The 13504-nt window shown below is 68.4% G+C and carries 12 protein-coding genes; 5 read left to right on the forward strand and 7 right to left on the reverse strand.

What is annotated here, in order from left to right; translation table 11 throughout:
- The first annotated feature begins 151 nt into the window (after window positions 1-151).
- Together QTI51_RS28895 and QTI51_RS28900 are read left to right on the forward strand one after the other, a co-directional pair.
- The gene (locus QTI51_RS28895; RefSeq protein ID WP_286516961.1) at window positions 152-2065 is read left to right on the forward strand and encodes a glycosyltransferase family 2 protein; all 1914 of its coding nucleotides are present in this window, start codon (window positions 152-154) and stop codon (window positions 2063-2065) included.
- The gene (locus tag QTI51_RS28900) at window positions 2065-3048 is read left to right on the forward strand and encodes a glycosyltransferase family 2 protein (RefSeq protein ID WP_286516960.1); all 984 of its coding nucleotides are present in this window, start codon (window positions 2065-2067) and stop codon (window positions 3046-3048) included. Before QTI51_RS28895 ends, QTI51_RS28900 begins: the two co-directional genes overlap by 1 nt.
- Here QTI51_RS28900 and QTI51_RS28905 read toward each other — a convergent pair.
- The gene (locus tag QTI51_RS28905) at window positions 3045-3803 is read right to left on the reverse strand and encodes a glycosyltransferase family 2 protein (protein ID WP_286547668.1); all 759 of its coding nucleotides are present in this window, start codon (window positions 3801-3803) and stop codon (window positions 3045-3047) included. The two genes, QTI51_RS28900 and QTI51_RS28905, sit on opposite strands and share 4 nt — an antisense overlap.
- A gap of 45 nt (window positions 3804-3848) precedes the next feature.
- On the opposite strand from QTI51_RS28905, the gene QTI51_RS28910 reads away from it, so the two are divergent.
- The 3 genes from QTI51_RS28910 (at window position 3849) to slmA (ending at window position 6661) form a co-directional block, all read left to right on the forward strand.
- Window positions 3849-4946: a glycosyltransferase family 4 protein gene (locus tag QTI51_RS28910; RefSeq protein WP_116910700.1), complete on the forward strand. Its 1098-nt coding sequence runs from the start codon at window positions 3849-3851 to the stop codon at window positions 4944-4946.
- A 71-nt stretch (window positions 4947-5017) separates the two neighbouring features.
- A complete protein-coding gene (argB, locus tag QTI51_RS28915; protein WP_116910699.1) occupies window positions 5018-5911 on the forward strand; it encodes an acetylglutamate kinase in 894 nt (297 codons plus the stop codon).
- A gap of 99 nt (window positions 5912-6010) precedes the next feature.
- Entirely contained in the window at window positions 6011-6661 is a 651-nt protein-coding gene (slmA, locus tag QTI51_RS28920; RefSeq protein ID WP_116910698.1) for a nucleoid occlusion factor SlmA, read from the forward strand.
- Window positions 6662-6704: 43 nt separating this feature from the next.
- Here the strand turns inward: slmA and QTI51_RS28925 are convergent, their stop codons facing one another.
- The 6 genes from QTI51_RS28925 to QTI51_RS28950 form a co-directional block, all read right to left on the reverse strand.
- Window positions 6705-7766, reverse strand: coding sequence for a malate/lactate/ureidoglycolate dehydrogenase (locus tag QTI51_RS28925; RefSeq protein WP_286516957.1), 1062 nt, complete (start codon window positions 7764-7766; stop codon window positions 6705-6707).
- A gap of 3 nt (window positions 7767-7769) precedes the next feature.
- Window positions 7770-8711 (reverse strand): SMP-30/gluconolactonase/LRE family protein, encoded by a 942-nt coding sequence (locus QTI51_RS28930; RefSeq protein WP_286516956.1) that lies wholly within the window; start codon window positions 8709-8711, stop codon window positions 7770-7772.
- A 71-nt stretch (window positions 8712-8782) separates the two neighbouring features.
- Window positions 8783-9787 (reverse strand): ABC transporter permease, encoded by a 1005-nt coding sequence (locus QTI51_RS28935; RefSeq protein ID WP_286516955.1) that lies wholly within the window; start codon window positions 9785-9787, stop codon window positions 8783-8785.
- Entirely contained in the window at window positions 9784-10749 is a 966-nt protein-coding gene (locus QTI51_RS28940; protein ID WP_286516954.1) for an ABC transporter permease, read from the reverse strand. The genes QTI51_RS28935 and QTI51_RS28940 overlap by 4 nt, the downstream gene beginning before the upstream one ends.
- The gene (locus QTI51_RS28945; RefSeq protein WP_286516953.1) at window positions 10746-12248 is read right to left on the reverse strand and encodes a sugar ABC transporter ATP-binding protein; all 1503 of its coding nucleotides are present in this window, start codon (window positions 12246-12248) and stop codon (window positions 10746-10748) included. The genes QTI51_RS28940 and QTI51_RS28945 overlap by 4 nt, the downstream gene beginning before the upstream one ends.
- Before the next feature lie 111 nt (window positions 12249-12359).
- Entirely contained in the window at window positions 12360-13394 is a 1035-nt protein-coding gene (locus QTI51_RS28950) for an ABC transporter substrate-binding protein (RefSeq protein WP_116910693.1), read from the reverse strand.
- Window positions 13395-13504 lie beyond the last annotated feature (110 nt).

The raw sequence follows: 13504 nt of genomic DNA on the forward strand, positions 1-13504 counted from the left end.
CCGGGTGAGTTTACAGGGCGAGGTCAGGGGCGCCTTCCGAAGTCACGGTTGGCCGCACCGTGGTGCGAATGTGGGGAACAAGGCGATCCGAAGATAATCGCCGATTGGCGGGCACTGAGCCTCGCGTCCTTGCCTTGCCGTCCCATTCGGCATGAGCGCCACGAAAAAGTTCCTCGCCGTTCCTGCAGGCGAGTCGTCTATGAAATCAGTATCTCGGCTTTTTGACTTCCTTCTGACGGTGCTCTGGACAAGTCCCGGCGTGGGCGGTCGCATCCAGCGCGCATGGCGGATATTCCGCAAGGCCGGCTGGCGTGGCATCCAGTGGGAGCTCGGACGTCGCATCACCGGATACAACGACTACACACGATGGGTCCGCGACTACGACACGCTCACCCCCGAAATCAGGAGCAGGCTGGCGCAGCGCGTGGCCTCGATGAGCAACCTGCCGTTGATCTCCATCGTGATGCCCTCGTACAACCCCAATCCCGTGTGGCTGCGCGAAGCCATCGAATCGGTGCGCGAGCAGATCTACCCCAACTGGGAGCTGTGCATTGCGGACGATGCATCGCCGTCCGCCGAGGTTCGCGCCATTCTGAAGGCTCACAGCGAAAGCGATCCGCGCATCAAGGTGGTGTTCCGTGCTCAAAACGGCCACATTTCCGCCGCATCGAACAGTGCGCTCACGCTGGTCTCAGGCTCGTGGGTCGCACTCATGGACCATGACGACCTTCTGCCGGCACACGCCCTGTTCTGGGTTGCCGACTGCATCGCTTCGCATCCCGACGTCCGGCTCATCTATTCGGACGAGGACAAGGTCGACGAAGCCGGCAACCGTTCGGGCCCCTATTTCAAGTGCGACTGGAACGCAGACCTTTTCCGGTCGCAAAACATGTTCAGCCACCTCGGTGTGCTCTCGACCGACCTTGTCCGCGAAGTCGGTGGTTTCCGCGTGGGCCTCGAAGGTTCGCAAGACTGGGACCTGGTGATTCGCTGCATGGAGCGCATCGAGCCGACGCAGGTGCGCCATATCCCCAGGGTGCTCTATCACTGGCGTGTGCATGCCGAGAGCACCGCAAAGTCGATGGACGCCAAGCCCTATGCCGTGGTGGCCGGGGAACGCGCGCTCAACGAGCATTTCGAGCGCACACAGACCCGCGCGAAGGCCGAGCACATCGGGTTCGGCTACAGGGTGCACTATGCATTGCCCGACACCGTGCCGCTGGTGTCACTGGTCATCCCCACGCGCAATTCGAAGGCCTCGCTGCGCCGCTGCGTGAACTCGATCACCGCGAAAACCGCGTATGCGAGATACGAAGTCCTTGTCGTCGACAACGCGTCCGACGATGCCGAGACGCTCGCCTACCTCGAAACCGTCATCCATACGCCCAATGTTCGTGTTCTGCGCCAGGCGCAGGTGCACGATGAGGCCACGCTTCGAAACCTGGGCGTCGAGGCTGCACAAGGCGAAGTCGTGGCGCTGGTCGATGATTCAATCGAAGTCATTGCACCGGAATGGGTTTCGGAAATGGTGAGCCTGGCGTTGCAACCCGGCGTTGGCGCGGTAGGGGCAAGATTGCTTCAGCGCAATGGAATGCTGAAGCACGCCGGCATCATTCTTGGCTTGGGGCCGGACGGCGTGGCGGGCTGTTCACACCGCGGCATGCCCGGCGCGCGCCAGGGCTACGGAGGGCGTGCGGCGCTCATCCAGTCGCTGTCGGCAGTGAGTCTGGCCTGCCTCGTGATCCGCAGGGAGAGCTATCTGCAGATCGGCGGTCTTGGTGCAAACCACCTCAAGGAGGCATTCGCGGACGTCGACTTCTGTCTGCGTCTGGGTGAGGTAGGTTTGCGGACCCTGTGGACGCCTTACGCCGAGCTGCTCGACCACAAATCTTCCCACGTGCGGAAAGCAGCGGAGCCCGTGAGCGGCCAGTTGCTACAGGATGTGAAATACATGAAGCAGCGCTGGGGCGACCTTCTCCAGAACGACCCCGCCTACAGCCCCAACCTCATGCTCGCCCGCGAAGACTTCAGCTACGCCTGGCCCCCCCGGCTGCCGCCTGTCTGATGACCCTCACCGTCTCCGTCGCCCTCTGCACCCGCAACGGCGCGCGCTACCTTCCCGATCAGATCCGCAGCATCTGCGCGCAGACGCCCCTTCCCCGGGAGATCGTGGTGTCCGACGACGGCTCCACCGACGACACGCTGGCGGTGGTGCGCGACACGCTTGCGCAGTGCGGCATGGCCGACCAGATCGAACTGCGCGTGTTCAGCAACGTGCCGCCGCTGGGCGTCACGCGCAATTTCGAACAGGCGGCGCGGGCCTGCAGCCATGAACTTGTCGCGCTGTGCGACCAGGACGATGTCTGGCATCCGGGACGGCTCGCGCGCATGGTGGCGCAGTTTGCGGCGCGGCCCGACCTGCTGCTGCTTCACACCGACGCCCGCCTGGTCGATGGCGACCTGAAGCCCCTGGGCTCCACGCTGTTCCACGCGCTGAAAGTGCAGCCCGTCGAGCTCTCGGCCATCGGGCGAGGCGAGGCTTTCGGTGTGCTGCTGCGCCGCAATCTGGTGACAGGCGCCACCACGATGTTCCGCAGGGCGCTGCTCGACACGGCCTTGCCGTTCGCGCCCGAGTGGGTGCACGACGAGTGGCTGGCAGCCGTGGCAGCCGCCATCGGGCGGATGGACGTGCTGCCCGAACCGACCATCGACTACCGCCAGCACGCCAGCAACCAGATCGGGGCGCGGCGGCTCACGCTGTCCGAGAAGATCGCCAAGGCCTTCGCCGAGCGCGGCGACAAGCACGTGGCGCGGCTGCGCCGGGCCGAGGCGCTGCTGCAGCGCCTGCAGCAGCTCGGCGATCGGGTGCCGGCGCGCTACCTCGAGGCGCAGCACGCCAAGGTGGCGCACCAGCGCTTCCGTGCGCAACTGCCGGCGGCGCGCCCGTTGCGGCTGTTGCCGATCCTGGTGGAAGCGTTGCGCGGGCGCTATGCGCGCTTCGGGCGCGGCGGCCATGCCGTCGCGCAGGACCTGCTCGAGCGCGGCTAGCCGCGAAGGCGCCGGTAGCGCCAGAACGACCCCGACAGCCATACCTTCAGCAGGCTGGTCACGTGCCAGTACAGGTACTTCCTGCTGCGATGGCTTTCGCGCTGGGCGTCATGTCGGGCGACGAGGTCTTCGCCGACCTGCAGCTTCCAGCCCGCGAGACGGGTGCGGGCGCAGATGTCGAAATCCTCGCCGTACATGAAGAACCGTTCGTCGAAGCCGCCGACCTGCCGGTAGGCCTCGCTGCGGAACAGCATGAACAGGCCGGGAATCCAGGCCGGCACCTTTGGGCGCACGTAGCCGGGCTTCTTGCGCCCGACGATCTCGAAGGGCGTGAGCAGCGCGCGGTGCGGCTCAGGCGCGGCCTTGCCCGGCTCGAGGATGCGCGGCGTCAGCAGGCCGGCATCGGCAGTGGCCTGGGCAAGCAGCGGCCCCAGCACGTCGCTGTCGAAGCGGATGTCGGGATTCAGCACCAGGAACCAGGGGGTGCCGCAGCGTTCGAACGCCTGGTTGTGATTGGCACCGAAGCCCTTGGGGCTCGCATTCTCGATCCGCTCCACCTCGAAGCCCCACGTCCGGCCCGCGAGCAGGTCGGCCTCTGGAATGTTCAGCGTGAGCACGACCTTGGCGGTGGCGGCGCGACTGTGGCGATCCAGCTGCTCGAGCAGCGGCAACACCAGCGCGAGCTGGCCGTGGCTCACGATGGAAATCGTGATCGGGGCAAACGGTGAGGAAGAGGAAGAGGGGGGCGTGGGCATGGTCTAATTTCGCTCGGGAATTCTAGGGTTCCCCAACCCCCACACATGATTGCTCTGATCATCATCAGTTTCTTCGTTGCTGCCTTCTCGGTGCAGGTGTTCATGCGCCGTGCGCGCAGGCATGCCCGCATCTACGGCGCCGACATGCCTCAACGCTTCCACAAGGGCCACGTGCCGCGCCTGGGCGGTGCGGGCATCCTGCTGGGCATGGGCGCGGCCTGGCTGGCAGCCGGCATCACCGGCAATGACCCGTTCAACGTCGCCTGGCCCGCGAAGATCTCCATGCTCACGCTGCTGTGCATCCTGCCGGCGGTGCTGGGCGGCATCGTGGAAGACGTCACGCAGAAGGTGCAGGTGCGCTACCGGCTCGGGCTCACCATGGGCTCGGCGCTGCTGCTGTGCTGGGTGCTGGGGCTGGGCGTGGCGCGCACCGGCTTCGAGGTGCTCGACGGCTGGCTGGTGGCGATTCCCTTCGCCACCGTGCTGTTCGCGGCGCTGGCCATCGGCGGCCTGCCGCACGCCTTCAACATCATCGACGGCTACAACGGCCTGGCCGGCACGGTCGCGGTGCTGGTGTGCCTGGCCATCTCGCACGTGGCGCTGCAGGTGGGCGACCGCCAGCTGGCGGCCATGGTGGTGTGCCTGGTGGGCGCCACCATGGGCTTCCTGGTGTGGAACTACCCGCGCGGCAAGATCTTCGCCGGCGACGGCGGCGCCTACGTCTGGGGCATGGTGATTGCGGTGGCCGTGGTCACGCTGGTGCAGCGCCACCGGGTGGTCTCGCCCTGGTTCCCGATGCTGCTGCTGATCTACCCGGTGTGGGAGACGCTGTTTTCCATCTACCGCAAGCTGGCGCGCGGCCAGTCGCCGGGCACGGCCGACGCGCTGCACTTCCACCAGCTGATCTTCCGGCGCATCGTGCGCGTGGCGCTGGCCGACGACGAGGCGCGCCAACTGCTGGCGCGCAACAACCGCACGTCGCCGTACCTCTGGATGTTCGCCGCCATGTCGGTGGTGCCGGCGGTGCTGTTCTGGAACAACACGCTGGTGCTGATGTTCTTCTGTCTTCTGTTCGTCACGACCTACGTGGGGGCCTACCTCATGATCGTGCGCTTCAAGGTGCCGCGCTGGCTGCGCCCGTGACGGCACCGCCCTTGCGAGAATTTCTCTTCGTCGTCCACCTCATCGTCCACAGTTCCGGAGCCTGACCGCCCATGACCGATCCCGTCCTCAACATTCCCCCGCGCGACAAGGCCGAGATCCTGGCCCAGGCGCTGCCGTACATCCGCAAGTTCCACGGCAAGACCATCGTCATCAAGTACGGCGGCAACGCCATGACCGACCCGGCCCTGCAGGCCGACTTCGCCGAAGACGTGGTGCTGCTCAAGCTGGTTGGCATGAACCCGGTGGTGGTGCATGGCGGCGGCCCGCAGATCGAGGCCGCGCTCAACAAGCTCGGCAAGAAGGGCAGCTTCATCCAGGGCATGCGCGTGACCGACGCCGAGACCATGGAAGTCGTCGAATGGGTGCTGGCCGGCGAGGTGCAGCAGGACATCGTGGGCCTGATCAACCAGGCCGGCGGCAAGGCCGTGGGCCTCACCGGGCGCGACGGCGGCCTCATCCGCGCGCAGAAGCTCAAGCTGGCCGACCGCACCGACCCCAACGTGCAGCACGACGTGGGCCAGGTGGGCGACATCGTCTCCATCGACCCCAGCGTGGTCAAGGCGCTGCAGGACGACGCCTTCATCCCCGTGGTGAGCCCCATCGGCTTCGGCGAGGAAAACGAGAGCTACAACATCAACGCCGACGTGGTGGCCGGCAAGCTGGCCACGGTGCTCAAGGCCGAGAAGCTCATGCTGCTGACCAACACGCCCGGCGTGCTCGACAAGAACGGCAAGCTGCTCACCAACCTGAGCGCGCGCGAAATCGACGAGCTGTTCGCCGACGGCACCATCTCGGGCGGCATGCTGCCGAAGATCGAAGGCGCGCTGGACGCGGCCAAGAGCGGCGTGAACGCGGTGCACATCATCGACGGCCGGGTGCCGCACGCAATGCTGCTGGAGATCCTGACCGACCAGGCCTACGGGACGATGATCCGCGCCCGCTGAAGCGGAACACGCCCTTAAAGTGGTCTGCAAGCACGCCGGAAGGCGCGTGCTCACTGCGCTGTGCGAGAATCAATTGTTTACATCTTTGCACGCGCTCCCATGCAGAACGAAGAGACGACCAGTGCTTCCGGCGTAGAGACCCCCGCCGATTCGCCCACCCCGCCAGCGCGCAAGCGCCCGAAGCCGGGTGAGCGGCGCGTGCAGATCCTGCAGGCGCTGGCCGCCATGCTGGAGCAGCCCGGGGCCGAGCGCGTCACCACCGCGGCGCTGGCCGCGCGGCTCGAGGTGAGCGAGGCGGCCCTGTACCGCCACTTCGCCAGCAAGGCGCAGATGTTCGAGGGGCTGATCGATTTCATCGAGCAGAGCGTGTTCACCCTCGTCAACCAGATCCTCGAGCGCGAGGGTGCCACCGGCGCCCAGCAGGCCGCCAAGATCCTCACGCTGCTGGTGCAGTTCGCCGAGCGCAACCCCGGCATGACGCGCGTCATGGTGGGCGATGCGCTGGTGTATGAAAACGAGCGCCTGCAGCAGCGCATGAACCAGTTCTTCGACAAGATCGAGGCCACCCTGCGCCAGGTGCTGCGCGGCGCGGCCGCCGCCGACGGCTCGGCCACGCCCAGCGTCGACGCGCAGGTGCGGGCCGCGGCGCTCACGGCGTTCGTGGTGGGGCAGCTGCAGCGCTTTGCGCGCTCGGGCTTTCGCCGGGCGCCTTCGGAACACCTCGAGGCGACGATCGCGCTGATCGTCTGAGGGGTTTCTTCCCTCCCCGTCGGGGGAGGGTGCAAGACGATGCTCAGGGCGTGACCGTCACGCCCACCTTGGCCCCCGCCGCCACGATCTCTCCCCACGTCGCGTCGTCCACCCAGATCCCGTCCTTGCGCCGTGCCGCGCGCGCCTTGCGCTCCGGTTCGCCCGCGATCTGCACCTCGTCGAAGCCCTGGCCGGGCGGGCTCTGGCGCAGCCACTGCACGAACTCCCGCGCCTCCTGCTCGAACGAGGCCTGCGTGCCCAGCCGCTCGGGGTCGATCAGCACCGTCAGCATGCCGTTCAGCACCGTGCGCGAGGTGTCCGCCGGCCGGTGCCAGGTGCCGCCGCCCGTGAGCGCGCCGCCCAGCAGCTCGCACGCCACCGCCATGCCGTAGCCCTTGTGCTCGCCGAAGGTCATCAGCGCGCCGAACAGGCCGTTGCCCTGCGGCACCACCACCACGCCGGGGTCGTTGGTGGGGGCGCCGTTCTCGTCGATCAGGTAGCCGTCGGGCACGCGCTCGCCCTTGTTGTGGGCCACGCGCATCTTTCCCTGCGCGACGCGGCTGGTCGCGTAGTCGAGCACGAAGGGGTCGGCGCCCGCCAGCGGGATGCCGATGCAGCACGGGTTGGTGCCGAAGCGCCCGTCGCCGCCGCCCCAGGGCGCCACCACCGGGCGCGACAGCACGTTGACGAAGTGCATCGCCACCAGCCCCTGCGCGGTCGCCATTTCCGCGAAGTGCCCGATGCGCCCCAGGTGGTGCGCGTGCGAGAGCGTGAAGATGCAGCTGCCGTGCTGCCTGGCGCGCGCGATGCCCAGCTCCATGGCCTGCACGCCGACGACCTGGCCGTAGCCGTGCTGGCCGTCCAGCCCCATCAGGGTGCCGATGTCCAGGTTCACGCGCACTTCGGCGTTGGGCTTCAGGCCGCCCTCGGCCACCGCGTCGACATAGCGCGGCAGCATGCCCACGCCGTGCGAGTCATGGCCGCTCAGGTTGGCGAGCACCAGGTTGGCGGCCACCTGCTGCGCTTCGGCGGGCGCGCTGCCCGCGGCTTCGAGGATGCGGGCGACATCGGTTTGCAGGCCTTCGGCCGGCAGTGTTCTGGACATGGATCAGACTCCCTTCGCGTTCAAGGTGATGGCATACAGCGACGACGTCGCGCAGATGAAAAGCCGGTTGAGTTTCGGCCCGCCGAAGCAGACATTGGCCACCCGCTCCGGCACCAGGATCTTGCCCAGCAAGGTGCCGTCGGGGTGGTAGGCGTGCACGCCGTCCGCGGCGCTGGTCCAGATGCGGTCTTCGGTGTCGAGCCGGAAGCCGTCGAACAGCCCGTTGGTGCATTCCGCGAACACCTCGCCGCCGCCCAGGGAGCGGCCGTCGGCGCCCACCCTGAACCTGCGGATGTGCCGCGGCCCGTCCGCCGCGTGGCTGGCGCCCGTGTCGGCGATGTACAGCAGCGATTCGTCGGGCGAGAACGCCAGCCCGTTGGGCTTCACGAAGTCGTCGGTCATGCGCGCGACCTCGCCGCCGGCGGGGTCGACGCGGTACACGTGGCAGGCGCCGATCTCGCTGTCCGCGCGCAGGCCTTCGTAGTCCGACAGGATGCCGTAGCTCGGGTCGGTGAACCACACGCCGCCGTCCGAATGCACCACCACGTCGTTCGGCGAGTTCAGGCGCTTGCCTTGCCAGTGCGAGGCCAGCACGGTGATGCTTCCGTCGTGCTCGGTGCGCGTCACGCGGCGCGTGAGGTGCTCGCAGCTCACCAGGCGGCCCTGGCGGTCCACCGTGTGGCCGTTGGTGTTGTTCGACGGTTCGCGAAACACGCCGACCGTGCCGTTCACCTCGTCGTAGCGCAGCATGCGGTTGTTCGGAATGTCCGACCACAGCAGCGTGCGATGCGCGGCGAACCACGCGGGGCCTTCGCACCAGCGCGCGCCGGTCCACAGGCGCACGAGGCGCTCGGGGCCGGGAATGCAGCCCTTGAAGCGCGGGTCCAGCTGCTCGAAACCGGTGCCGTCCAGGAAGCCGAACGGGAGGTCTTTGGGAGGGGCCATGGGTGTTGTCTTCCTTCTTGGGTGAAAGATGCAGGTGCGCCGCGCGGGTGATGTGGACGGCGGAGGCTGGCTCAGCGCTTCGGCCGGCCGCTCGCCAGCACGATGACCGCGATGATGATGACGCCGGTCAGCAGCGTGCGCAGCCCCGGCCCGGCGCCGACGGCGTTGAGCAACGCCACCAGCAGGAACATGAACATGGCCGCGCCCCAGATGCCCGGCACGCTCGGCCGACCGCCCGCCACCGCGGTGCCGCCGATGACGACCACCGCGATGGTCATCAGCAGGTACTCCGCGCCCTGGTCGAGCGAGTTGCCGCCCGAAAACCCCGCGATGAGCGCGCCCGTGAAGCCCGCCAGCGCGGCGCAGATCACATACGCCAGCAAGCGCGTGCGCTCCACGCGCAGGCCCGCCAGCTGCGCCGCGCGCCGGTTCTGGCCCACCGCCGCCATCGAGCGGCCCAGCGCCGTGCGCTCCAGCATCAGCGCGACCAGCACCGTGACCACCACGGCCACCAGCGCCACCAGCGGCACGCCGAGAACGCGCTGCGCCATCAGGTCCGAGAACAGCGCCGGCGGCTTCACCTTCAGGCCGCGCCCGAAATTGATGGCCACCGACATCACGATCAGCGAGGCCGCCAGCGTGGCGATGATCGGCGGAATGCGCAGCAGCCGGATCAGCCCGAAGTTGAACAGCCCCACGCCCGCGCCCACCGCCGTGGCCGCCAGCAGCCCTGGCACCAGCATCGCGTTGTTGCCGTCCATGACGATCATCGCGGCCGCGCCGGCCAGCGCGATGGTCGACGGAATCGACAGGTCGGCATTGCCCGGCCCCACGCTGATGACCAGCATCTGCCCCAGCGACACCAGCACCGTGAAGGCCGAGAACGCCAGCGCCGCGGCCAGCAGGTCGCCCGAGCCCTGGCCGTTGGCGCTCCACACCGTGGCGGCCCAGGCCAGCACCGCGGCCACGCAGGAGCCCAGCCAGGGCCGGTTGCCCGCGAGCTTCTTCAGGCGTTGCCAGCGCCCCTGGCGCGGGGCGGCCGCCGGCGGCGCCAGGCTGTCGTTCACCGCGCTCATCGCTTGCCTCCCACCAGGTCGATGGCCGCGCGCAACCCCAGCACGGCCACCAGGATCAGCCCCTGCATGCCCACCTGCCAGTCGGGCGCGATGTTCAGGAAGGTGAGGAACGAGGCGGCCAGCGTGACCGTGAGCGCGCCGATCACCGCGCCCACCGGCGCCACCTTGCCGCCCGCGAATTCCGCGCCGCCCAGGATGGCCGCGGCAATGGCCACCAGCGTGTAGCGCGAGGCGATGTTGGCGTCGGCCGAGGTGGCCTGGCCCACCAGCATCAGCCCGGCGCACACGCCGAACACGCCCGCAATGGCATACACGCCGGCGCGCACGCGCACCATGTTCCAGCCCGCGCGCGCGATGGCGCCGGGGTTGCCGCCCAGCCCGCGCACCAGCGTGCCGAAGGCGCTGCGGGTGATGAGCAGGTGGCCCACCACGGCCGTGACGATGGCCATCCAGATCGGCATCGGCATGAGCGGCGTGCGCCAGCTCATGGCGCCGCGCAGCCACTCGGGCGCCGTGCCGCCCGGCGTGGGCAGCAGCAGCACCGCGCAGCCCAGCCACACGAACGACAGCCCCAGCGTGACCACGATCGACGGCAGCTGCCGCGCCTCGATCACCGCGCCCGCCAGCGCGTACACGCCCACCGCGGCCAGCAGCGCCAGCGCCGCGAGCCACGGCTGCGTGGGCATCAGCGTGGCGCCGATGCAGGCCACCAGCGACACGAACGGGCCGATGGACAGGTCGAGGTCGCTCACCGCCAGGATCATCATTTGCGCCAGCGTCGCGAACATCACCGGAATGGCCAGGTTCAGCAGCAGGTTGATGCCGAAGTACGACATGGCGCGCGGCTGCTTCAGGAACACCGCCGCCAGCAGCAGCGCCAGCGCCACGGCCGGCAGCAGCGCATGCAGCATCGCCACGCGCCGCGCGGGGCTCCGGTGGTTCGGCAGGACCGCGTTCGTCATGCGGCAGCCTCCTCGAACGACAGCGCCACCACGCGCTCTTCGCTGATGTCCTCGCCCGCCAGCTCGCCGACCACGCGCCCGTTGCTGAACACGTAGACGCGGTCGCAGTGGTGCAGCTCGTCGAACTCGGTCGTGTACCAGACGAAGGTGCGGCCCCGTCGCGCCTCGTCGCGAACGAGCGCGTACACGTCGCGCTTGGTGCCCACGTCCACGCCGCGCATCGGGTCGTCCATCAGGATCACGGGCGCACTCGAGCCCAGCGCTCGCGCGAAAAGAACCTTCTGCTGGTTGCCTCCCGAGAGCGAGCCGATCGGCAGGTCCATGTCCGGCGTGACCAGGCCCAGCCGCTGGCGCCATTGCTGCGCTTGCGCCTGCTCGCGCTTCAGGTCGATCAGCGGGCTGCACGCGCGCAACTGCGCGAGCCAGCCCACCGTCATGTTGCGCGCGATGGACCACAGCGCGAACACGCCGTCGGTCTGCCGGTCGCCCGCCACGAAGGCGGTGCCGCCTTCGACGCGCATCGCGTCCCTGTGCCTGGGCGTTTGAATTGCGGCCTCCTGCAGCGCCAGCAGCATCGCGGTCTGTCCATGCCCCGCCAGCCCCGCGAGGCCGATGATTTCCCCCCGCGCCGCCCGCATCGCCATGCCGCGTTGCGGCGACGCCTGCACCTGCACGACGGGTTGCGTGTCCGCTTCATGCCGTCGCGCGGTCGATGTGTCCGAAGCCGGCGCGTCCTTCGCCACGGCCTGTCCCATGGCCGTCACCAGCCGCTCGCGGTCGGTCTCGCCGGTGGGCGTGGCCTGCACCACCTGCCCGTCGCGCATCACCACCAGCCGGTCGGTCATCGCGAAGATCTCGCGCAGCTTGTGCGTGATGAGCACGCAGGTCTTGCCCTCGGCCACGAAGCTGCGGATGTAGGCCAGCAGCTGCGCGGCCGCCTGCCCGTCGAGCGAGGAGGTCGGCTCGTCGAGGATCATCAGCTCCAGCGGCGGCGCCCCGGGCGTGACGGTGAATGCCCGCGCCACTTCCACGATCTGCCGCTTGCCGATGGGCAGTTCGCCCACCACGTCGTCGGGCCGCAGGCCGTGCCCCGGAAAGATGCGGTCCAGCGAGGCCATCAACTGCGCCCCCGCGCGCTTGCGCCAGGCCCACTCGGCAGACTGTGGTTGCGCGATGCGCATGTTCTCCGCGAGCGTGAGGTTGTCGCACAGCGACAGTTCCTGGAACACGCAGCGCAGCCCCCAGCGCCGCGCCTCGCGCAGGCTCCAGGCGGCGCTGTCAGCGGGCCGGCCGGCAAAGTGCAGTTCGCCACGGTCCGGTGCGAGCGCGCCGCACAGCACGTTGACCAGTGTCGATTTGCCCGCCCCGTTGTGTCCCACGAGGCCGACGCATTCACCGCGCCGCAGTTGCAGGTCGACGCCGCGCAGTGCTTGCACGGCACCGAACGAGCGCGCGGCGCCGCGTGCTTCGACCAGGACTTCACTGTGCGCGACGGTCATGTCTGTGTTGCCTCTCGGTGTGGCGTGAGATGGGTTTGTTCAGGGCGTGATCGCGCCCCGAACAGCAGCGCCCACCGAACAAGAAGCCAGCCCCCCGCAAGCAGCCGAACATCACTTCGCCTTGGCGATGAAGTCGATCACTTCCTTCTGCGAGTACTCGACATTCACCACGCTCCCGACCTCGGTGTTCTTCACCGCGTCGTCCAGCGTCTCCTGCGTCACCACGCTGATCGGCAGCTTCATGTCTTTCGGCACCTTGGCGCCCGAAAGGATCTGCTGCGCCACCCAGAACGCGAAGGTCGACGCCCCCGGCGCGATGCTGGCGGACATGGTCTGGTATTTGTTGGCGTCGCGCTGCTCCTTCCACCACGCCAGCTCGTCCTGCCGGTTGCCCATGAAGATCACCGGCGTCGGGCGGCCGGCGGCCTTGAAGGCCTGCGCCACGCCGTAGCCGTCGCCGCCCTGCGTGGCCACCGCCGTCACGGGCGGCAACGTCGACAGGATGGCCGACACCTCTTTCTGCGCCACCGTCTGCGTCCAGTTGCCGTGCACCGAACCGACGATCTTGTACTCGGGCCGCTTGGCCACCGCGGTGGTGATGCCCTGGTGGATTTCGTCGTCCACGAACACCCCCGCGATGCCGCGCACCTCCAGCAGGTTGCCCTTGATGCCGCGGCTCGCGAAGTAGTCGATCTGCATCGCGCCCAGCTGCTTGAAGTCCACCGCGATGCGGTAGGCGCACGGCTCGTTCACCACGCCGTCGAAGGACACCACCACGATGCCCGCGTCGCAGGCCTGCTTCACCGCGCCGTTCAGCGCCGTGGGCGAGGCCGCGTTGATCACGATGGCGTCGAAGCCCTGCAGGATCATGTTCTGGATCTGCGCGGCCTGCTCCGTGGCCTGGTTCTCCGACGTGGTGAAGCTCGGTGCCTGCGCCACCACGCCCTTGGCGACCGCGTCCTTCGTCACCTTGTCCCAGCTCTTGAGCATCGCCTGTCGCCACGAGTTGCCGGCGAAGTTGTTCGACAGCGCGATCTTTTTGGCCTTGGTGTCGGCCGCCTGCGCGGGCATGTGCAGCGCCGCGGCGCCGAGCACGAGGGCGGCAGCAAGTGCCGTGCGAGAGAGAGGAACCTGGATCTTCTTCATGGCGTTGTCCTTGGTGTACGACCCCGCTGGCCCGGGTTCGTTTGTCTCCTGCGGATGCCCCTGGTGCGATGCCGCGCCGGTCAGTGCGCGCGCATCGGGGCGCTGAATGC

The sequence above is a fragment of the Variovorax sp. J22G73 genome, assembly GCF_030317035.1.
GTDB lineage: Bacteria > Pseudomonadota > Gammaproteobacteria > Burkholderiales > Burkholderiaceae_C > Variovorax.